The organism is Novosphingobium album (ex Liu et al. 2023) (assembly GCF_029076845.1).
Lineage (GTDB): Bacteria > Pseudomonadota > Alphaproteobacteria > Sphingomonadales > Sphingomonadaceae > Novosphingobium.
The window spans coordinates 24,248-43,746 of the sequence record NZ_JARESE010000047.1; the positions used below are offsets into that span (position 1 = coordinate 24,248).

Below are 19,499 nucleotides of genomic sequence, written 5' to 3' on the forward strand. Positions count from 1 at the left end.
CAGCGCGCCTGGCCTTCTCGCGCGGGCATTCGCATTTGCGGTGCGCCGCGTCCGCGACCCGCCGACAGTCTCTAGCGACCCTCGACGACCAAGGCCAGCGGGACGCGGCCGCGGTGATCAAGGGACTGCGAGAAAGAAGAACAGCAGGAACAGGGCGACAATTGCGGCCTGTCCCCAGCAGCCCAGCTGGACGGGCGCGGTTTGCTCCTTGCGCGGTGCATGGCTCATGAAGCGATTCCATCCCTTTCGGGGAGCACCGCGGCGAGGGCCCGGCTGCGCTCGTGGAGGAGCGAGACCATTTCCAGCATGACCCGCCGCGCTTCGCCGCTCGCGCCCAGGCGCGGATCACACCATAGATCCGCATAGAGCGCGGCCCAGCGCGATAACTCCATGGCCAGATCCGCGTCGGCGTGGCCCGACAGGGCCCGTTCGATTTTCGCGGCGGCGATACCGGCGTCCTGGGCGAGCGCGGCTCCGTCTCGATTGGCTTGCCAGATCGTCCGTCTTTCCGCCTCGATCTCGAGCGAGGAGGCGGGTGTCCTGAAATAGGCGACCAAGTGATCGCAGGCATCGCCTCGCGCGGTTCTCGAACCCGCCAGGCGGAGCGCCACGGCGACGAATTGATCGACGGCCGAGGGCGACAGTTCGAGACGCTGAATGTCGCTCAGTCGATCCGGGCCTATCTGGCGAAGCGCAGCCGCAGCGTCGGGGGCGGACAGCAACTCCTTGGCGCGCTGTCCTGCCTGCGTGATCAGTTCGTCGATCAGTTCGGGTTTTCCGGAAGGCCAGCTCGCCGATCCGGGCTCCTGTGTCGTCATGATGCGGCACTCTGCTCCCGAACCGCCGGGCGGTCGCTGGCGACCGGATGCCGGACGTCGGCGTTTCTCGCTCCCTCGGCTACGAGTTGCGCGCTGCGCGCGCGCAAAGTGGTGGCCATCGCCAACATGATCCGCCTGGTTGGGGCATGGGCGCCCAGGCGCGGATCGCTCCAGAGTTCGCCGTAGAGCGATGCATAGTGCCAGAGCAGATCGGGTAGCTCGTGGCGCGGCGCGGCAAGCTGGCTTTCTAGCTTGGCCGTATAGTCGCCTGCCAGTTCCATCGGCAGCCCGCGCTGCAGAACCTCGGCTTCAACGGTTCGGCGCTGCGCCTCGATCGCGATGCCCGGTACGGGAGCACGAAAACGGTTCATGAGGCTCGTCCGGATTCCGCCGGCCAGACAGCGATCGATCGCGACCTGCAGGGCTGCTGCGGTGAGTTGCTTGTCGAGCAGCGGCGACAGTTCGAGATCGGACTTCAAGCGGCCGAATGCCGGCGAAGACGTGTCGTGCTCGTTGAGCAGATTTTCCGCATGATGGCTGGCAGTCTCCAGGAGACGTTCCAGGAGGGGGGAATGAACGAGAAGCATGAGACACCTATATTTTCGCCCCCCCGGGATCGAGGGGCGTGCCGGACGGATCGAGGGTTGAAGCAGGCTCGCTACGCGGCAGCCGCGCCGGCCGCCAACAACACGATCAGGATCATCATGAGGACAGTCGCCACTATGATTTCGACGGGCGTCAGTTTGTCGATGTGCGTCCGGCGAAACTCCCGGTAGCTGTCCCGATTGTCGAGATTGTTGGCAACCATCGCGACATCCATGGCCGACGCTTCCCGCTTGAACCAGTGAATGACGTCCCGGATCTTTTCGGGTTCCAGGTTCGGATACTGGGAAAGGGTTTGCTCGACTTCCCGTCTTCGCTGGATATTCTCGCTCAGGTTGGGGTCTCTGTGTCTCATTTCACACCATTGATCTGATCGTTGCAGAACCGACGACGCAAGGTCGCTAACGAACCCGGCAGGCGCGGTTGGGGAGCTCGGTGGGCACCGTCGGCACCGCCAATTCTTCTCCGGATCGGCCGGCGAAAAGCGCCGGTCGATCGCGATCCAACCTGTGCCTGCCGGCTAGACGAGGGCGGTGCGGGCGCCCTCGGGCTGGCTGCCGCGTCCAAATGCCTGGGCGAGTTCACGCACCTTGCGCGCCAGGGTGCGCGCCTTGCGGAAGACCTCGCCGTCGAGCCTCTGGAAGCGGGGATCGGAATGGAAGAAGCGGAAGCCCCCGGGAACGCGCACGGCAACGCCCGCGGTGATCTTGTTGGCCTCCACGATGAAATGCTCCGACACGGATACCTCCTCTTGCATCCTGCGGTTCGGGCCATTGCAGACCGGGCATGCGCAGGTATGACGGTTTGACCGAGCGCACGAAGGCGCCCCGCCACCACTTGGAGAAAGCCCTAGACGGGACGGTTCGAGCGTCAGCCGCCTAGGGCGTGCAGCCGTGCGGTGCTGCTGCCGGCATGGATTTCAGGAGGAAAAACCAGTTTCGACATAATATAAATATTATAGGTTTTTGGTGCGGGAAATCAAGGGTTGCCGGCCGTGCTCGTTTTTCAAGGTGGATCGCGCAAGCTATAAAGCATGGACTATTCGTCCTTGCTGGGAGGTGAATGAGATTGCGCTTGCAGAGATCTGATTTATTCTCTGAAGGCGAGTGATTAATACTTCTGCGTAATTCAATATATGCGCGATCTTCAAAAGAAGATGCGGTCCAAATCCCGGCATGATGATGAATAGGATCGTATCGATGTCGCATAAGGCATCCTACATCGGAGTCTCTGCTCATGCTGTTGATGGAGGGGCCGTGCCAAGCTGTCCGGGTTGGCAGGAGGGCTGCGGCGTTGATCTGTCTGTTTGCGCGCGCGGCCGGAGCGATCCTTGAGGAAGGTTCCGCTTGCGCCTGTCCTCGCCGGTCAGCGAAGCACATTATCGGATCTGTCTTTTGTCGAGCTTTCGGGCCAGGGTTCGGCGGTGCATGCCGAGGCGGCGCGCGGCTTCGGAAATGTTGAAGTCGCACTCGGCCAGCGTGGTCTGGATATATTCCCACTCGACGGTCTTGATCGATGACTTGCGGCCTTCGACCGGCACATCGGGATCGCCCTGGGACTTCCCGAAAGCGTCCTCGATGTCGTCGGTATTGGCGGGCTTGGCGAGGTAGTAGGAAGCGCCGAGCTTGATGGCCTCGACAGCTGTCGCGATACTGGCGAAGCCCGTGAGCACGACGATGAGCGTGGCCGGAGCCGCCCGATGCAGCGACTGTACGCAGGTCAGGCCTGATGCGGTTCCGAGCTTGAGGTCGATGACCGCATAGTCGAATTGGCGGCCCGCCTCGACCAGCGCCGACAGTTCGTTCGGATTGGCCGCATGGGTGATGGCATAGCCTCGCCGTTCGAACGACCTGAGCAGCGTGCGCGCAAGGGACGCGTCGTCTTCGACGATCAGGAGACGCCGATCATCGCCACTCATGCGGCAGTCTTCCCTTCATAGACGAAAGCATCGAGCGGCACCGTCAAGCGGACGCGGGCGCCTTGATGTTCGCGATTGGCCACGTCCACCCTGCCGCCCAGTTTGCGAAGGACGTTGACGACCAGGAAAAGTCCGAGGCCGCCGCCCGGCGTGGCTTTGGTGCTGGCATAGGGACGGCCGAAGTCCTCGAGCATCTCGGCCGAGAAGCCAGGCCCGTCGTCCAGCACTTCCAGCTCCAGCGCTGCCGCCGTGCGCCGGGCCTGGATGACGATGTCTTGGGCCGCCATGTCCACTGCATTCTCGACGATGTTGCCGATGACCTGGCGCAGCGCCGCGTCCGAGACGATGACTACATCGTCGTCCAACTGGTCGTGCAGGCGAATCTCGCCCGCCGTCCGGTCGCGCCAGTCCTCGACGATATCGGCCAGAAGGGCCTTCACCGTGGTGATCGACGGGTTCTCGCCCCGGACCTCGCCGGCTGAGTGCAGGATGCCGCTGACGATCTTCTTGCAGCGCTGCAATTCGGCCTGCATGTCGGTGATATCCGCCAGCAGGTCGTCATGCTCGATGACGGCAGGATGACGCACCAGGTCGCCCAGGATCACCGACATGGAGGACATCGGCGTCCCGAGTTCGTGCGCGGCACCCGAGGCGAGCAGGCCCATGCGCACGATATGGTCTTCTTCGGCCGCGCGTTGGCGCGCCGCGGCGAGGGCTGCATCCGCTTCCCGGAAATTGCGGTTGATACGCGTGACAAAGGCGACCAGCAGCACTGCGATCAGGACGAAACAGACCAGGCTGCCGGCCAGGTAGAGCGCCATCGGATCGGTGGCATAGCGCGGCGGCAGCACGAGCGGCTCGGGCTGGAGCGTGAGCGTTCCCAGCGCGACCAGCGTCGCTGCGACGATGCCCCAGGAGGAGCGCGGCTCGAGCAGGATCGCGCCGATCACTACCTGCAGCAGGAATAGCGAGGCGAAGGGGTTGCCAAGGCCGCCGCTGTGATAGAGTTGCCAGGCGAGCGCGATGACATCGACCAGCAGCGCGCTCGTCAGCTCGATATTGCGCACCGTGTCGCGGCGGCGCAGGTAGGGCAGGCTGACCAGATTGATTGCCGCGAGCAGGGCGGGGACGACCAGTAGCGGCGCCAGCGGCAGCTTGATCTCCATGAGCCGGTCGACGACCGCGATCGTGATCAATTGTCCGCCCACCGCGATCCAGCGGAGCTGGATCAGCAGATGCATGTTGCGCCGGCCGGCATCGGCCATCGGCGCTGTACTATCTCTCGAATAGGGTTCCGCCATCAGGCGAAGGCTTCCTTGCTACGCGACTGCCGCGCAGTCCATGCCGGCGGATATAGGGACAAAACGGCACTAATGCGAACCGTGTCAGCGCGCAGGTGACGGGCGGATAGGGGCAGGGCCGATTGATGCATGCCACCAGGTAAGCCGGTCGCCCGGCCGGCTCCGCTGCCGAGAACATGGCGGCGACGAGGGCGGAGAGGAGATCAAGGGGCGTCGTCGGAGCCGATGATCCCGCCTTCGCTTTCCAGGCGCGCAATCTGCCGCACATCCTGGCGGGTGAATTTCAGTCTGACGCCAGCCCCCATGCCGTCCGCCTCTGCGATGATGATCACGCCGAAAAATTCGAGGCCCCGGCCTACGGCCTCGATATCCGGTCCGGCTTCGATCCGGGCGCTGCCGCCTCGCTCCATCGCCTCCAGTGCCTCCACCGGTATCCCGGCGGCAGACGCGAAGTCTGGCCGGCTGACGCCGGCCAAGGCCCGCGCGGCTGCGACCAAGCGTCCAGTGATCTTGGTTCCCTCATGCATTCCGCGCCGCCTTTCCTTCATGGATCAAGAGCCCGCGGCCGCGAGATCTTTCCCGGAAGGCCTTGGCCGTTGAGCACAATATTCCTGCTGGATAAGTCCCAAATTATGAAGTTGTGCAAGGCCGCGCAACTCCTACCTTGATGATCAACCGATCTTCATTCGAGCTGACGGGGAAACCCGGCAGGGCGCGAGATCGGATCTGATCCTTGCGAGGGCATTCCTGAGTGAATTCGCGAGCCGGGATTTGGCGCACTGGCTTCATGGCAAGGCAGTCGACATGGCGAATTGCTTGCAGGATAGTGATGATGTCGTAGCGCTGAAGCGTGCGGCCGCCCACGCCGCCGTTGCCGAGATCGAGAGCGGCATGCTCGTTGGTCTCGGCACCGGAACGACCGTTTCTCTCGCTATCGCCGCCTTGGGTGAGCGTGTCTTGGCCGGTCTTCGGATAGACATCGTCGCGACCTCGCGCATCACGGCGCTCCAGGCCCGCGCAGCAGGCTTGTCAGTGCTTGCGTTCGACACGCGCGCAGGTGTCGATCTTGCAATCGATGGCGCCGACGAACTCGATCCCGATCTGCGTGCCATCAAGGGCCGCGGAGGCGCGATGCTGCGCGAGAAGATCGTCGCTGCAGCCGCTGCGCGCATGGTTGTGATCGTCGATGCGAGCAAGGAGGTGACCGCTCTGGGCCGCGGGCTGCTCCCCATCGAGACGCTGCCGTTCGCGGCTGGCTTCGTTTCTCGTCGCATCGAGCGGCTGGGCGCGGCCGTTAGCCTGCGTATGGCTGGCAGCGCGCCTTTTCTGACCGACCAGCGCAATATCGTGCTCGATTGCCGGTTCGGGGTGATCGGCGATTGCGAGGGGCTGGCGCAGGCGCTGTCGGCGATTCCCGGCATGCTGGGGCATGGACTGTTCCTCGATGAGATCGATGCTGCCTATGTCGGGCGAAAGGACGGGATCGCTCGCCTGACCCGCAGCGCCCCGGGAGCCGCCTCGTGACACGGCGCCGCGCTCGCAAGGACTGGACCGCCAATACACGCATTCTGGGTAGACCCTCTTGCGATGCGCGCGCCAATCCCTGGGAGCTTCGAAATGCCCACTGATCTTCCGGATCCCGCATCCAGGTGCACAAACGAGCTTGCCATCAATACTATCAGGACGCTCGCGATGGATGCCGTCGAGAAGGCGTCCTCGGGCCATCCGGGAACCCCGATGGCGATGGCGCCGCTCGGCTACACGCTGTGGAGCCGTTTCCTGCGCTGCGATCCCGATCGGCCGGACTGGCCGAACCGCGACCGCTTCGTGCTCTCGGATGGCCATGCGTCCATGCTGCTCTACGCGTTGATCCACCTCGCCGGGATATCCGAACTCGATCGGCAGGGCAGGCCGACCGGAGAACCGGCGGTCAGCCTTGATGACCTCAAGCAGTTTCGGCGGCTTTTCTCCAGGACGCCCGGCCATCCGGAATATGGGGTTACCACGGGTGTGGAGGTCACCACGGGGCCACTTGGACAAGGTTGCGCCAATTCGGTTGGGATGGCGATCGCCGAACGATGGCTCGCGGCCCATTTCAATCGCGACGGTGCAGTCCTGTTCGACCATGACGTCTATGTGCTGTGCAGCGATGGCGACATGATGGAAGGCGTGTCGAGCGAAGCGGCGTCGCTGGCCGGCCATCTCAAGCTCGCGAACCTCTGCTGGTTCTACGACAACAACCATATCACGATCGAAGGCGCCACAGCGCTCGCGTTCAGCGAGACCGTGGCCGATCGGTTTCGCGGCTATGGCTGGAATGTCCTCCATGTCGAGGACGCCAACGATACCGCCACGATCGCGCGCGCCATCGCCGCCTTCCAGGAAACCACCGATGCGCCGACCCTGGTCGTGGTCGACAGCGTCATCGGCTGGGGCTCGCCGATCGCCGGGACCGCCAAGGCGCACAGCGATCCGATGGGGGACGAGGTGATCCGCGCGACCAAGCGCAGCTATGGCTGGCCGCAGGATGCGCAATTTTTGGTGCCCGAGGGGGTCGCGGAGCATTTTCGAGCAGCGCTTTCCCAGCGCTCGAAACCACTGCGTGAGGCGTGGCAGGAGACGCGGGCGCGCTACGGCAGCGAATTCCCGGACTTGGCGCGCGAGCTCGATGCCTTGCTCGAGCACAAGCTGCCCGACGGATGGGACAAGGACATGCCGATCTTTCCGGCGGACCCCAAGGGCATGGCATCGCGCGACGCCGGCGGCCAGGTGCTCAATGCGATTGCGCGAAACGTGCCGATGTTGCTCGGCGGGGCCGCGGACCTGGCGCCTTCGACGAAGACCAGACTGACCTTCGACGGCGCGGGGGCGTTCGAGCAGGGCAGCTACGCGGGACGCAACATGCATTTCGGCGTGCGCGAACATGCGATGGGCGCGGTCGCCAACGGGATGGCTCTGTCCGGTCTGCGCCCGTTCGCGGCGACCTTCCTGGTGTTCAGCGACTATATGCGCCCACCGATCCGATTGGCGGCGATCATGGCGCTGCCGACCATATTCGTGTTCAGCCATGATTCGATCGGCGTCGGCGAGGACGGTCCGACCCACCAGCCCATCGAACAACTGGCGGGCCTGCGCGCCATTCCCGGCCTCGACCTCATTCGACCGGCCGACGCCAACGAAACCGCCGAAGCGTGGCGTGCGGCGATGGCCGAGGCCGACCGGCCATGCTGCATCATCCTGTCGCGGCAGGCCTTGCCGACGATCGATCGCAGTCACTACGCCGCGGCTTCGGGTCTCGCGCGCGGCGCCTATGTGCTGGCCGATGCGGCGGAGGGCGCGCCCGAACTGATCTTGCTGGCAACCGGCAGCGAGGTGTCGCTCGCCCTTGCCGCGCACGAACGACTGACACAGGAAGGCGTCCGGTCGCGCGTGGTGTCGATGCCGTCCTGGTCGATATTCGAAAGACAGCCGGTCGGTTACCGCGAGGCGGTGTTGCCGCCCTTGGTTCCGGCGCGCGTTGCAGTGGAGCAGGCGGGGCCGCTGGGCTGGGACCGCTATGTTGGCCCTGAGGGCGCGATGGTGACGATGAAGGGCTTTGGCGCCTCCGCGCCGCTAGCCGATCTGCAACGCGAATTCGGGTTCACGGTGGACAATGTCGTCCGTGTCGCGCGCGGGGTGATGGAGAAGATGTCATGACCAGCCGGGTGCGAGACCTTGGAACGCTGGGGCAGGCCGTATGGCTGGATTTTCTCGAGCGGAGCTTCCTGACCGAAGGCGGGCTGGCACGGCTCATCGCGCAGGACGGCGTCACAGGGGTCACCTCCAATCCGTCGATCTTCGAAAAGGCGATCGGACATGGCGACGCCTATGATCCCGACATCATCCAGCTGGTTGAAGGCGGTGCACGCGGCGTCGGCGATGTCTATGAAGAGCTCGCGGTCACCGATATCCGCACTGCCGCCGATACGCTTCGACCGGTCTACGACCAGTTAGGCGGCGCAGACGGCTATGTCAGCATCGAGGTGTCGCCCTATCTCGCCGATTCGACCGCCGACACCATCGCCGAGGCACGCCGGCTGTGGACGGAGATCGACCGCCCCAACCTGATGATCAAGGTTCCCGGGACCAAGGCAGGGGTTCCGGCGGTCCGCAGACTCACCGCAGCAGGCCTCAACGTCAACATCACGCTGCTCTTCGCGCTGGACACCTATAAGGCCGTCGCCGAGGCCTATCTCGCCGGACTGGAGGCGCGGGCGGCCGGGGGCGAGGATGTGTCGCGTATCGCGTCGGTCGCGAGTTTCTTCGTCAGCCGCATCGATACCCGCATCGACACGGTCATCGATGCGCGCGTGAAGGCGGGCGACGCCGAAGCCGAGGCATTGCGAGCTCTGCGCGGTAAGGTTGCGATCGCCAATGCCAAGCTGGCCTACCAATATTATCTCGAGCTGATCACGAGCGACCGCTGGCAGTCGCTCGCCGCCAGGGGAGCGCGGCCGCAGCGGCTGTTGTGGGCATCCACTAGTACGAAGGACGCCAGTCTGCCGGATGTCCTCTATATCGACGCGCTTGTCGGGCGGGATACCATCAATACCATCCCGCCCAAGACGATGGACGCCTTTCGCGATCATGGCACGCTCGCTGAGACCCTGGTCGAGGATGTCGATGGCGCATGCCGTGTGCTGGCCGAAGCCGATCGTCTGGGTCTCGATCTGGCCGGCATCACCGCCGCGCTGGTCGTGGACGGCGTCGGCCAGTTCGCCGCGGCCAGTGATGCCTTGCTTGGCGCGATCGCGGAAAAGCGGGCAGCCTTGCTCGGCGAACGGATCAACGGACTGCGCGCGAGCCTGCCCGGGCCGCTGCAAGATGCGGTCGACACGCGCCTCGAAGCGGCGCGCGCCGAAGGCTGGTCACGTCGTTTGTGGCATGGCGACGCGTCGCTGTGGACAGGCGGCGACGAGGGCGCATGGCTGGGCTGGCTTCAGGCGGGCGCGGTCGATCGGATCGATCTGGAGGACCTTGCCGCGTTTGCGGCCGAGGCGAGAAGCTTCAAGGATGCCGTACTGCTCGGGATGGGCGGTTCGAGTCTGGGCGCCGAAGTGATCGCGGGTGTCTTGGGCCGTGCCGAAGGCTACCCGCGGCTGCATGTGCTCGACAGCAGCGATCCCGGTCAGATCGCGACGGTTACGGCTGCGATCGATCCGGGGCGGACTTTGTTCTTCGTGTCGAGCAAGTCCGGTTCGACGATGGAGCCGGACCTGCTGCGGTCCTATTTCTTCGACCTGGTCGAACGGGCCGCCGGCACAGGCAGGGCGGGTCGCCAGTTCGTTGCCATAACCGATCCCGGTTCGGCACTGGAGAGAACGGCAAGGACGGATGGCTTTGCGCGGGTCTTCGCGGGAGATCCGTCGATCGGCGGGCGTTACTCCGTGCTGTCGGTGTTCGGCATGGTGCCGGCCGCGGCAATGGGTATCGATGTGGGATCGCTGCTGGCTGCCACGCGCCTGATGGTCCAGTCGTGCGCCCCCGACGTGCCGCCCAAGGCCAACCCGGGCTTCCGGCTCGGAGCGATTATCGGCGAGGCGGTCAAGGCCGGCCGCAACAAGTTGACGATCTTGCCGAGTGCGAGCCTCAAGCCCATCGGCGCGTGGCTGGAGCAGCTGCTGGCGGAATCCACCGGCAAGCAGGGCCGGGGTGTCGTGCCCGTCGACCTGGAGCCTGTCGGCGATCCGGCCGCCTATGACGACGATCGTCTCTTCGTCCACCTCCATCTCGCGGGCGACCAGGTTGGTGAACCGGGCGCGCGGCTCGCGGCCCTGGAGAAAGCAGGCCAGCCGGTCGTGCGGATTACGCTCGCCGGGCGCGACCGGATCGGACAGGAGTTTTTTCGCTGGGAGCTGGCGACGGCGGTTGCCGGTGCGATCATCGGTATCGATCCGTTCGACCAGCCCGATGTCGAAGCCGCCAAGTTGAAGACCCGCACGCTTGTTGATGCCTACGAACGGACGGGCCTCCTCGAGCCGGGGGCGCCGGTCCTGCGCGAGGGGGCGCTCAGTTTCTTCGCCGAGCGGAGTGCAGGAGATGGCGCGGCGCTGCTCAGGACGCATTTCGAGGCACTAAGGCCCGGCGGCTATGCGGGCTTCTTGGCCTATATCGAACGCAGCGACGTGCATGAGGCGGCGCTCGCCAGGATGCGTGTCCTGATACGTGACGCGCGGAGGGTCGCGACGGTTGCGGGCTTTGGCCCGCGCTTTCTTCATTCGACCGGGCAAGCCTACAAGGGTGGTCCGCCGGGCGGCGTGTTCCTCGAGATCACGCGCGATGCCGATCCCGACCTTGCCATACCGGGCCGCCGTGCCAGCTTCGGCACGGTGCAGATGTCGCAGGCCCTTGGCGATCTCGAGGTGTTGGCGGAGCGCGGGCGGCGATGGCTTCGCGTCCATATCGACGGCGATACGCAGGCGGGGCTTGTGGCGCTCGAGCGGCTCGTCGCCGCGGCGCTCGCCTGACAACAGCGGGAGCTGACGACATGCAGATCGGAATCATCGGATTGGGCCGGATGGGGGGAAACCTTGCACGGCGATTGATGCGGGGCGGTCATGAAGTCGTCGCGTGGGACCGCGGTCCGGCGGCGGTTGAAGCGGTGGCTGCCGATGGCGCTATGGCTGCCGCTTCGATCGAGGACATGGCCGGAATGCTGGCAAGCCCCAGGATTTTCTGGGTGATGTTGCCGGCCGGCGAGCCGACCGAGCAGACCGTGGCGATGCTCGGGATGGTCGCCGCATCTGGCGATATCGTCATCGATGGCGGCAACAGCTTCTACAAGGACGACATCCGCCGCGCCAGGACGTTGGCGACGCGCGGCATCGATTATGTCGACGTCGGTACCTCGGGCGGCGTCTGGGGGCTCGAGCGCGGCTATTGCATGATGATTGGCGGACGCGAGGAGACGGTGCGCTGGCTGGACCCGATCTTTGCGACGCTGGCGCCCGGCTTGGGAGCGATCCCGCGCACGCAAGGCCGTGAGAATTCCGATGATCGCGCGGAGCGCGGCTATGTCCACGTCGGGTCTGCGGGCTCGGGGCACTTCGTCAAGATGGTCCACAACGGCATCGAATATGGTCTGATGCAGGCTTATGCGGAGGGGTTCGACATCCTGAAGGGCAAGGCCTCCGACAAGCTGCCCGAGGATGAGCGCTTTACCATCGATTTGCCCGAAGTGGCCGAGGTATGGCGGCGCGGGAGCGTGATTTCGTCCTGGCTGCTCGACCTGTCCGCCGCCGCGCTCGCCCGGGACCATACGCTCGAACATTATAGCGGTCATGTCGCGGATAGCGGCGAGGGGCGCTGGACGGTCGATGCGGCGATGGAAGAGGCGGTGCCCGCCTATGTGTTGTCGGCGGCGCTCTTTGCGCGCTATCGGAGCCGGGTCGAGACGACCTTTGGTGACAAGCTGCTCTCGGCGATGCGGTTCGGTTTCGGCGGTCATGTCGAGATTCCGCAATGATGACGGGAAAACCGGACCAGGCGCCCGCCGCGACGCTCGTGATATTCGGGGCGACCGGCGACCTGACTCGCCGGCTCCTCGTACCGGCTCTCGTCAACCTTCTGCGCGAAGGTCTTGTTGGCGACGGACTGAACATCCTCGGTGTCGCCCGCGAGGATATGGATGACGAAAGGCTGCGGAGCCTGCTGGACGAGTTCGTCGATCCCGCGGCGGCGGGCTGGGCGGACCTGCGCCGGCGTATCGCCTATCTGAAGGGTGGCTTTGAGGACGACGCGACCTACCGGGCGATCGGCGAGCGGCTCGGCGGGGCGGACAACGCCGCCTTCTATCTCGCCACCCCGCCGGACTATTTCGGCACCATTGCCGAGAAGCTCGCCGCGGCCCGTCTGCTCGATGAGGGTGCTGGCTTCCGCCGCGTGCTCGTCGAAAAACCGTTTGGTCACGATCTTGCTTCAGCGCTCACGCTGAACGAGCGGATCGTGAACCTTGTCAGCGAGCGGCAAATTTATCGGATCGATCATTTCCTGGGCAAGGAAACGGTCCAGAACATCCTCGTCGCCCGCTTCGCCAATCCGATGATCGAGGCGGTGTGGAACAACCGCTATGTCGATCACGTCCAGATCACCGCTGCGGAAACCGTCGGGGTTGGCCGGCGCGGCAGGTTCTACGATGCGACCGGCGCGATGCGCGACATGGTGCCCAATCACCTGTTCCAGCTTCTCGCCATGGTCGGCATGGAGCCGCCCAACAGCTTTGCCGCCGATGCGATCGGAACTGAAAAGACGAAGGTGGTGTCCGCCATCCGCACGCTCACATCCGCGCAGGTGCGCACCGACATAGTTCGCGGGCAGTATGTCGCGGGCCGCATCGGCGGTGAGCCGCGGGCCGCCTATTCGGACGAGGCGGACGTCGATCCCGGGACCCGCACCGAGACCTATGTTGCGATGAAGCTGTGGATCGACACCTGGCGGTGGTCCGGGGTCCCGTTCTACCTGCGGACCGGCAAGGCCATGGCGGCGCGCGAAACCGAAATCGTGCTGCAGTTCAAGCCCGTGCCGCGCGCGCTGTTTCGGCACGCGAGCGTGACGCGCCTGCCGCCCAACCGGCTGGTCATCCACATCCAGCCCGACGAGGGCGTCAATTTCGATTTTCTGGCCAAGCTCCCGGGGCCGGTGATCGAGACCGCGCCGGTCAGCATGAATTTCCGTTACGCCGATCATTTCGCGCTGCGCAGGCTCACCGGATACGAGACGCTGCTTTATGACATGATGATTGGCGACCAGACGCTGTTCCAGAGCGCGGAGGCCGTCGAGGCGGCTTGGGCGGCGGTGCAGCCGGTGCTCGATGCCTGGAGCCGGGAGCGCGTTCGGCCGCAGGAATACAGGGCGGGTAGCGACGGACCGGTGGAGGCGGACGCGCTCCTCGAGCGCGACGGCAGGGCCTGGCATGGGCTTCGGGGATGAGTACGGCAATTCGTCTCCTCGTGTCGGATATCGACGGCACGCTGGTGCGCGGTGACAAGACGCTGTCCGACGTCAACCGGGCCGCGATCCAGGCTCTCGAAGCGGACGGCGTCGCTGTCACGCTGATCAGCTCGCGGCCGCCAGGCGGCATGCGATGGTTGGCCGAGACGCTGGGAATCGCCGGGCCGATGGCGGCCTTCAATGGCGGTACGGTGTTCGATGCCGATGGCACGATCCGCTTCGCCTATCGCCTGGTTGCCGACGATGCCGCCGCGGCGTTGTCGCTGACCGGCCGGTATGGAGTTACCCCTTGGGTGTTTGCCGACGGAGCATGGTTCACGCCCGATCCCGGCAACTGGCATAGTGAGCGCGAACGACGCGCGTCATGCCTTGACCCGGTACTGCGGACCGATTTCGCGGAACTCGACGCGCGGGTCGACAAGATCGTGGGTGTGAGCGACGATAGCGATGCGCTCGCACGATTTGAAACGGAGGTCGGGAATCTGATCGGTCCCCGCGCGGCGATCGCCCGGTCCCACCCCTATTGCGTCGATATCACCCACCGCCTGGCGAACAAAGGTGACGGGATCACCGCGCTGGCAACGGCGGGCGGACTCGATCTGGCCCAGGTGGCGGCGCTGGGCGACATGACCAATGATCTGCCGATGTTTGCGCGCGCGGGCTTCTCGGTGGCGATGGGCCAGGCGCCGGCGGACGTGCAGGCGGCGGCCAATGCGGTGGCCGCCGCCAACGAGCAGGACGGGGTCGCCGATGCGATTGAGCGCTTCATCCGGCCGCGGATCAACATAAATGATCCGGGCGGACGGTGCCCCTGAATTCGGCGAGATTGCCATCGATGGATCGGCGGCCGGCTATTGCTTGAGCCCGATTTTCGTCCGAATCGTAACCGTGGGCTGCAGACCGTTCCTCAAATATACTGGTCGCCTGGTCGGGCTACATTTCGATCCAGAGATGGTCGATCTGGATGCTAGACGTGATCCCTTTTGTCCGATCGTGGGTCGACGCGAGCGTGGCGACGCGCGTCGTCTTGTCGTGGCTCGCAAGCGTGAGCTTGTCGGCCACCGACCATCCAGGGATCGAGTTGTTGACGAGGTCGTCAATCCACGTTCCCACCGTCTTGTGCCAGTGGGTAACGTCGTTCTCCTGGACATACCCGATCATGGCGGCACGTTCATGCTGGTCGCCGTGATGGCCCGCCTTGAAGCGCTGAATCCCACCGGTGGAACCGCTGCCGGTGATCACATATTCGCGTAGGTCACGGTTCTTGCCCTCGGGAGTAGGCAGACGTTTGCACTCTATCGGGAGCAGGTACTGGTAATCGTCATAGCTGCGGCCGTTGATCCAGATGATGTTGCCGGCCGGGCTCGCCACCAAGTCGATTGCGCGACGGCCATCGGTCTCGCCAGGCTCTTCGCGGCGGAACTGCAAGAAGTCCCACCCGGGCGTATGGCGGCACAGGCTGTTGAGGCGACCACATAGCTGTGTCGAGAGCTTGTTCTCGCCCGCCTCCCCCGTGCGGCGGGGGTCGTCGCGCCACGCCGGAAGGGCACTGGCGATGAACGTGATGAGAGACGAGATCCACTCCATGGACAGTAGCAGATCATCACTGAGGGCGCCGGAATGGGCCGTAGAATCGCCTTCGTCTGCCAGCATATCAGAAGCCCTGTGCTCGCAGATCGGCGAGGACGTCGTCGGCGTCGCGCAGGGCAATCGAGCGGGTCCAGAAGCGGTGCCGATCGGGCTTCAGCAGGAACAGGTATTCCTTGTCGTAGAGGCGGACGATGCGGGTGATCGTCAGACCGGACTTCCGGCGCTCGCGCAGCAGGGCATCGAGCCTCTCGCGCAGTTCCTCTGCCCCCGACCAATCCACGCCGCCATTGCCGAAAGCATAGGCTTTGCAGACCGCGCCGGCCCAATGATAGGCGGAGAGGGCTCGCAGCGGCTTGCTGCCATAGGCCTGACCGAGTTGGGTGATGAGCACCTCGTCGAAGGTCGCGAGCGCTGCCTCCGGTACCTTCTGCATGACCCTGGCGTCGGTACCGAGCCGGATGAAGTCGCGCTGAAAGTCGACGATATCCTCGGCGATGATGCGTTCATTGGTGCTGATGTCGAGGTTGCCATCGGGGGGGAAAGGCAGGGCGAGGATGTCCGCGCTGAAGATCGCGGTTGCGCGCTGGGTATAGAGGCGCGAGCTGATCCCCGCGACATAGGCCTGCAGGATGGTCCGTTCGCCGGCCAACCAGTCCGCGGCCGCGCGTAGGGCTTTGCCTTGGCCGGGAGCCGAGAAGCCCACGATCTCGTTCTTGAACACGAGATAACCGTCTGCCCAGACGTCGAGGTAAAGATCCTGATGCTCCTTCACCAAGAGGAGCGGCGACTTGAAGCGGCTTTCAAACTTGGGATCCTTGATCCCCTTCTTCGGCACGACGGTGATCGCGTTGCGATCGATCCCGTTCGCGTTGAGCGCGCTGGTTGGAAGCAGCGGGCGCCCGATCAGGTGCGCGACATTGCTCGAGGCGTTTTTCTCCCCGCCGAGATAGCCTTCGCCGGCATCCCAGCCCTGCTTCTTGGCGTGGGCTTCCAGTGTCGGAAAGGTGCGGAGGCGCTCGATCAGGTCGCGCGCTCGATTGCCGCCGAGCAGGTTTGCCCGCCAGACGTCGCGCGACCTCTCCGCATCCGCGTTGCGTATCCAGTGCAAGTCGTAATAGTCGATGTCGAAGCCCTGCTCGGCGGTCGCCCGTCCGTTGCGGCGGAAGACCGCATGCAGGATGCGGCCATCGGCCTTGGGCGTGGTCGCCTCGGCGATGACGACCACGACCTTGGGATCGGCATTGCCCTTTTTGAACATGCCTCGGACCGACACGAAGTCGAGCAGCTCGCGCACGCGCCACTGCTTCAAAAAGGCCTGCCGAAAGCCCAGCGCATTCTGGTTGTAGAGGAAGCCCGCCGGCTCGACCATCGCGAGTACGCCGTTGTCGGCCAGCATGCCCATCGCGTCGTGCAGGAACAGATAGGCGAGCTGATTATCGGCCAGTTGGTCGTGCTCCTTGGCATAGGCCGCCGCGCTTCGCTTCGCGCCGTCCGTCGTGAGCGCGGATTCGAACGGAGGATTGCCGATCACGATCGAGACGGGGGAGCTGACAAGAGCCTGCTGCTTTGCGTCGAAGAAGCAGCTGTGGTGCAATGTTTCGCCGGCGAGCCGTGGGAACAGCTTGATGCTCGCGCGAATATCCATCGGCTCCAGCGCGTCGCAAAGGCTAAGGCACAGGCTGAACGCGGCGAGCTCGACCGCGCCATCTTCAAGATCGATGCCATGAACGCGGACGAGGAGGTTGCGCAGCACGTCCACGCCCGGTCGGCCCCACCCGTTGCGCGACCGCCAATGAAGAACGAGCCGCTTATAGGCTTCGACCAGGAACACGCCCGACCCGCATGCCGGGTCCAATATGACGCCGTTGCCGGCCATTAGCTTGTCGATCCGGTCCCAATCCAACACTTCCTCGAGCATCAGCCGGACGAGCGCGGGTGGCGTGTAGATCGAGCTGGATGCGTCCTTTACAAACAGCTGGTAGATGTTGCTGATGAGCTCGACGGGGAGGTCGCGGAACGAGTAGAGGCGCCAGAAACTGATCTGGCCGTTCTCGTCCTCATAGCCCTGGACCAGGCGAGCATAACGGCCAAGTTCGGTGCTTGAGCTCAGCACGGTGCGGTCCGCATCGGACAATCGGAAGACGTGGCCGTTGAAGCGCTCCTCCAGCGCCTCGAGCAATTTAACGAGAGCTGGCCCGTTGGCCAGCACTTGGAAAAAGCGCTCGGCGCCGGGTAGCGCCGCCGCAAAATCCTCGGGCAGCAGGACAAGCCGCTCTTCTAGATAGGCGATCAGCAGTGAGAGAATGAGGAGCCGCCGGCGCAGCCGTGCATCGAGGAGCTCGCTGTTCGACAGCTGGATGGCGAGTGCTCGCACGCCAGCAACGAGCTTGCGATGCGCCGACTTCGATGCGGACAGCATGAGGTCGCAGGCGTCAGGATCGTCCCAGATCGCGCCGTTATGGATACGGTCGAGATCCCACCAAATCTCCCGTGCGGCGATGTCCGCGCCGATCTTCAGCGTCCGGATCGGATTGATGATCGGTATATCGTTATCGCCCACGAAGTCGGGCTTGTGGACGCAGCGGAAGAGTTGGATGACGCCGGGACCAGCGCGATAGACGAGCGGGACGCCGCCCCAGCTCCACAGGCGCTTGTGGAGTTCGGCAAATTCGGTGTCGTCGCTATGGTCCTGCTGATTGAACACGAACGCCTGCGCGATCGGCGCGCGGCCATGGCGCTCCGCTTCGAACAATACGGCACGAGCGCCATAGCTCTGCGCTCGCTCGATGACTGAGACGACGTCGGGCAATTGCCCTTCCGGATTGAAGCCGTCGACCGCGACCAACCCTTCGGTGAGCGGGAGGTCGCCATTGCCAATGGCAAACAGCCACTGTCCCGCCGCAAAAGCGTCGTCGGGGTTGTGAATCGTCATCGCCGCGGCGCGTCCCGAGGGGCGGCCGCGGACTGTCCGGCGCGGGCGGTCATTTCTGCCGCTTCTTCTTCGAGAGCGCGAACCCTTCCTTGAGAAGTTCGGTCATCGTGATGCCCTGCGATCCCGCAAAGCCCTTGAACTCCTTCTTGAAGTCCAGGCTCACCTTGAAGTTAAGCGTTCTGTTGTCGCCGTCGACGGCGCTATCGAGCGCATCGCCACCTTTCGGGATGCCAGCCATCCGAAATCCCCTTATTCGCGGACGCATGCGTCGATATTAGCGGAGGTATGGTAATGATTTCAGCATTTCTGGCAAGACCGAAAAAACGATAGCCAGATAGCCAGATAGCCAGGAAGTCAGATAAGGTGGGAGTAAGCGGCGCGCCCGCTGGAGCGGTTCGGCAAGCGATTGTATCAGCTTTCAGGATCGTAGAGGTAGCGCCAGAACGACCGGACTACGGCGCGCGGCGGACTGGGATCGACGACCGGTGTATGGGTACAATGGGGGCGTTCTGGATGGGAGCTTAGGATATGCGATGGCCTGACGAGGGAAAGCGGCCGGCGACCTGGTTCGGGCGCCGGCCGAGAGGGTTACCGCGCTTTCTTTCTCATCATCAACGCGGCTAGGCGGTCCTTGACTGCCAGACGCATCTTCTTCAGCCGAAGAAGCTTCAGGCTGTCGGGTAGATGAGTCCCCATCTCCTTGGTGATGGCGTCGTCCAAATTGCGATGAATTTGGGTCAGTCTGTACTCTGTGGATGACACGATGTTCTCCAGCATATTGACGGCCGTGACGGGCCCGGATTGTCGCGAGGTCGCAGTGCGATCGATCCGGGCGCTGGAGGTGCGCGTGCTTTATATGAAGCCGTTCGGCTGGCGGGTAGTTCGAGAGCAGGCACGCGAGTGAACCGCGGCAGTGGCCTCGTTGAGCCGGCCTCGACGACGATCGCCAGTGGCGGCGGTGAGACAAAGGGGGCCGATCCGCCGTCGGCTATTCTCTCAGGAAGCGGGTACTGGGCGGATCGGACGATGGGTACGGCAGCACTCGAGCGGGCCGGCCCCAAACGGGATATCGTCTGGCGAATGTTCTGGGCCGAGCCAGCGGCCGGAACCAGGCCGACAAACAGGCTGAACAGGATCAGGAACGCCGCGAACGGCCTGCCGTGATCCTCAAACTGTGCCTTGCTCGGCACGCCCGCCCCGCTCCTTCTTGCGAACCCATGACTTGGGGCGGACGGTCCGTATTTTCAACCGCGGGTTGCCTTATGGCGTCGATGAAGCTTCGTCCGGGCATGAGATGTTCCGCGTGACTTCGTCCTCCATGCGCGCGCGTTTGGAGGATTGTCGCGCGA

General features: G+C 64.4%; 17 protein-coding genes. 6 read left to right on the top strand and 11 right to left on the bottom strand.

Going from position 1 to position 19,499, the window contains the following annotated elements; all coding sequences use genetic code 11:
• Window positions 1–224 precede the first annotated feature (224 nt).
• The 7 genes from PYV00_RS13855 to PYV00_RS13885 form a co-directional block, all read right to left on the bottom strand.
• Window positions 225–818: a hypothetical protein gene (locus PYV00_RS13855; protein ID WP_275228872.1), complete on the bottom strand. Its 594-nt coding sequence runs from the start codon at window positions 816–818 to the stop codon at window positions 225–227.
• A complete protein-coding gene (locus PYV00_RS13860) occupies window positions 815–1,405 on the bottom strand; it encodes a hypothetical protein (protein WP_275228873.1) in 591 nt (196 codons plus the stop codon). Before PYV00_RS13860 ends, PYV00_RS13855 begins: the two co-directional genes overlap by 4 nt.
• 71 nt (window positions 1,406–1,476) lie before the next feature.
• Entirely contained in the window at window positions 1,477–1,776 is a 300-nt protein-coding gene (locus PYV00_RS13865) for a hypothetical protein (protein ID WP_275228874.1), read from the bottom strand.
• Window positions 1,777–1,941: 165 nt separating this feature from the next.
• A complete protein-coding gene (locus PYV00_RS13870; RefSeq protein WP_275228875.1) occupies window positions 1,942–2,160 on the bottom strand; it encodes a hypothetical protein in 219 nt (72 codons plus the stop codon).
• 639 nt (window positions 2,161–2,799) lie between these two features.
• Window positions 2,800–3,339: a response regulator transcription factor gene (locus PYV00_RS13875; protein WP_275228876.1), complete on the bottom strand. Its 540-nt coding sequence runs from the start codon at window positions 3,337–3,339 to the stop codon at window positions 2,800–2,802.
• On the bottom strand, window positions 3,336–4,604 hold the full coding sequence (locus PYV00_RS13880) for an ATP-binding protein (RefSeq protein ID WP_275228877.1): 1,269 nt from the start codon (window positions 4,602–4,604) through the stop codon (window positions 3,336–3,338). The genes PYV00_RS13875 and PYV00_RS13880 overlap by 4 nt, the downstream gene beginning before the upstream one ends.
• A 239-nt stretch (window positions 4,605–4,843) precedes the next feature.
• Window positions 4,844–5,167: an XRE family transcriptional regulator gene (locus tag PYV00_RS13885; protein ID WP_275228878.1), complete on the bottom strand. Its 324-nt coding sequence runs from the start codon at window positions 5,165–5,167 to the stop codon at window positions 4,844–4,846.
• A 277-nt stretch (window positions 5,168–5,444) separates the two neighbouring features.
• On the opposite strand from PYV00_RS13885, the gene rpiA reads away from it, so the two are divergent.
• The 6 genes from rpiA to PYV00_RS13915 all read left to right on the top strand — a co-directional run bounded on the left by rpiA (window position 5,445) and on the right by PYV00_RS13915 (window position 14,443).
• Window positions 5,445–6,164, top strand: a complete 720-nt coding sequence (rpiA, locus tag PYV00_RS13890) for a ribose-5-phosphate isomerase RpiA (RefSeq protein WP_275228956.1) — start codon at window positions 5,445–5,447, stop codon at window positions 6,162–6,164.
• Window positions 6,165–6,257: 93 nt separating this feature from the next.
• On the top strand, window positions 6,258–8,336 hold the full coding sequence (tkt, locus tag PYV00_RS13895; protein ID WP_275228957.1) for a transketolase: 2,079 nt from the start codon (window positions 6,258–6,260) through the stop codon (window positions 8,334–8,336).
• On the top strand, window positions 8,333–11,146 hold the full coding sequence (locus PYV00_RS13900; protein WP_275228879.1) for a bifunctional transaldolase/phosoglucose isomerase: 2,814 nt from the start codon (window positions 8,333–8,335) through the stop codon (window positions 11,144–11,146). Before tkt ends, PYV00_RS13900 begins: the two co-directional genes overlap by 4 nt.
• A gap of 20 nt (window positions 11,147–11,166) precedes the next feature.
• A complete protein-coding gene (gene gnd / locus PYV00_RS13905) occupies window positions 11,167–12,144 on the top strand; it encodes a phosphogluconate dehydrogenase (NAD(+)-dependent, decarboxylating) (protein WP_275228958.1) in 978 nt (325 codons plus the stop codon).
• Entirely contained in the window at window positions 12,141–13,607 is a 1,467-nt protein-coding gene (gene zwf, locus PYV00_RS13910) for a glucose-6-phosphate dehydrogenase (RefSeq protein ID WP_275228880.1), read from the top strand. The genes gnd and zwf overlap by 4 nt, the downstream gene beginning before the upstream one ends.
• On the top strand, window positions 13,604–14,443 hold the full coding sequence (locus tag PYV00_RS13915; RefSeq protein WP_275228881.1) for a Cof-type HAD-IIB family hydrolase: 840 nt from the start codon (window positions 13,604–13,606) through the stop codon (window positions 14,441–14,443). Before zwf ends, PYV00_RS13915 begins: the two co-directional genes overlap by 4 nt.
• Window positions 14,444–14,561: 118 nt before the next feature.
• Here PYV00_RS13915 and PYV00_RS13920 read toward each other — a convergent pair whose 3' ends face one another.
• The 4 genes from PYV00_RS13920 to PYV00_RS13935 form a co-directional block, all read right to left on the bottom strand.
• The gene (locus PYV00_RS13920; RefSeq protein WP_275228882.1) at window positions 14,562–15,281 is read right to left on the bottom strand and encodes a hypothetical protein; all 720 of its coding nucleotides are present in this window, start codon (window positions 15,279–15,281) and stop codon (window positions 14,562–14,564) included.
• A 1-nt stretch (window position 15,282) separates the two neighbouring features.
• Window positions 15,283–18,150 carry an HsdM family class I SAM-dependent methyltransferase gene (locus PYV00_RS13925; RefSeq protein WP_275228883.1) on the bottom strand — a complete coding sequence of 956 codons (2,868 nt, stop codon included), beginning with the start codon at window positions 18,148–18,150 and terminating at the stop codon, window positions 15,283–15,285.
• Window positions 18,151–18,199: 49 nt separating this feature from the next.
• On the bottom strand, window positions 18,200–18,388 hold the full coding sequence (locus PYV00_RS13930) for a hypothetical protein (protein ID WP_275228884.1): 189 nt from the start codon (window positions 18,386–18,388) through the stop codon (window positions 18,200–18,202).
• Between the two features lie 350 nt (window positions 18,389–18,738).
• Window positions 18,739–18,927 carry a YdcH family protein gene (locus PYV00_RS13935; RefSeq protein ID WP_275228885.1) on the bottom strand — a complete coding sequence of 63 codons (189 nt, stop codon included), beginning with the start codon at window positions 18,925–18,927 and terminating at the stop codon, window positions 18,739–18,741.
• Window positions 18,928–19,499: the final 572 nt, after the last annotated feature.

Bases quoted from the DNA above. Each gene is read 5' to 3' on its own strand.
- tkt (WP_275228957.1), top strand. From the start codon at position 6,258: ATGCCCACTGATCTTCCGGATCCCGCATCCAGGTGCACAAACGAGCTT.
- PYV00_RS13935 (WP_275228885.1), bottom strand. From the start codon at position 18,927: ATGCTGGAGAACATCGTGTCATCCACAGAGTACAGACTGACCCAAATT.
- PYV00_RS13920 (WP_275228882.1), bottom strand. From the start codon at position 15,281: ATGCTGGCAGACGAAGGCGATTCTACGGCCCATTCCGGCGCCCTCAGT.
- gnd (WP_275228958.1), top strand. From the start codon at position 11,167: ATGCAGATCGGAATCATCGGATTGGGCCGGATGGGGGGAAACCTTGCA.
- PYV00_RS13880 (WP_275228877.1), bottom strand. From the start codon at position 4,604: ATGGCCGATGCCGGCCGGCGCAACATGCATCTGCTGATCCAGCTCCGC.
- PYV00_RS13900 (WP_275228879.1), top strand. From the start codon at position 8,333: ATGACCAGCCGGGTGCGAGACCTTGGAACGCTGGGGCAGGCCGTATGG.
- PYV00_RS13875 (WP_275228876.1), bottom strand. From the start codon at position 3,339: ATGAGTGGCGATGATCGGCGTCTCCTGATCGTCGAAGACGACGCGTCC.
- PYV00_RS13915 (WP_275228881.1), top strand. From the start codon at position 13,604: ATGAGTACGGCAATTCGTCTCCTCGTGTCGGATATCGACGGCACGCTG.
- PYV00_RS13860 (WP_275228873.1), bottom strand. From the start codon at position 1,405: ATGCTTCTCGTTCATTCCCCCCTCCTGGAACGTCTCCTGGAGACTGCC.
- rpiA (WP_275228956.1), top strand. From the start codon at position 5,445: ATGGCGAATTGCTTGCAGGATAGTGATGATGTCGTAGCGCTGAAGCGT.
- PYV00_RS13885 (WP_275228878.1), bottom strand. From the start codon at position 5,167: ATGCATGAGGGAACCAAGATCACTGGACGCTTGGTCGCAGCCGCGCGG.
- PYV00_RS13925 (WP_275228883.1), bottom strand. From the start codon at position 18,150: ATGACGATTCACAACCCCGACGACGCTTTTGCGGCGGGACAGTGGCTG.
- PYV00_RS13930 (WP_275228884.1), bottom strand. From the start codon at position 18,388: ATGGCTGGCATCCCGAAAGGTGGCGATGCGCTCGATAGCGCCGTCGAC.
- PYV00_RS13855 (WP_275228872.1), bottom strand. From the start codon at position 818: ATGACGACACAGGAGCCCGGATCGGCGAGCTGGCCTTCCGGAAAACCC.
- zwf (WP_275228880.1), top strand. From the start codon at position 12,141: ATGATGACGGGAAAACCGGACCAGGCGCCCGCCGCGACGCTCGTGATA.
- PYV00_RS13865 (WP_275228874.1), bottom strand. From the start codon at position 1,776: ATGAGACACAGAGACCCCAACCTGAGCGAGAATATCCAGCGAAGACGG.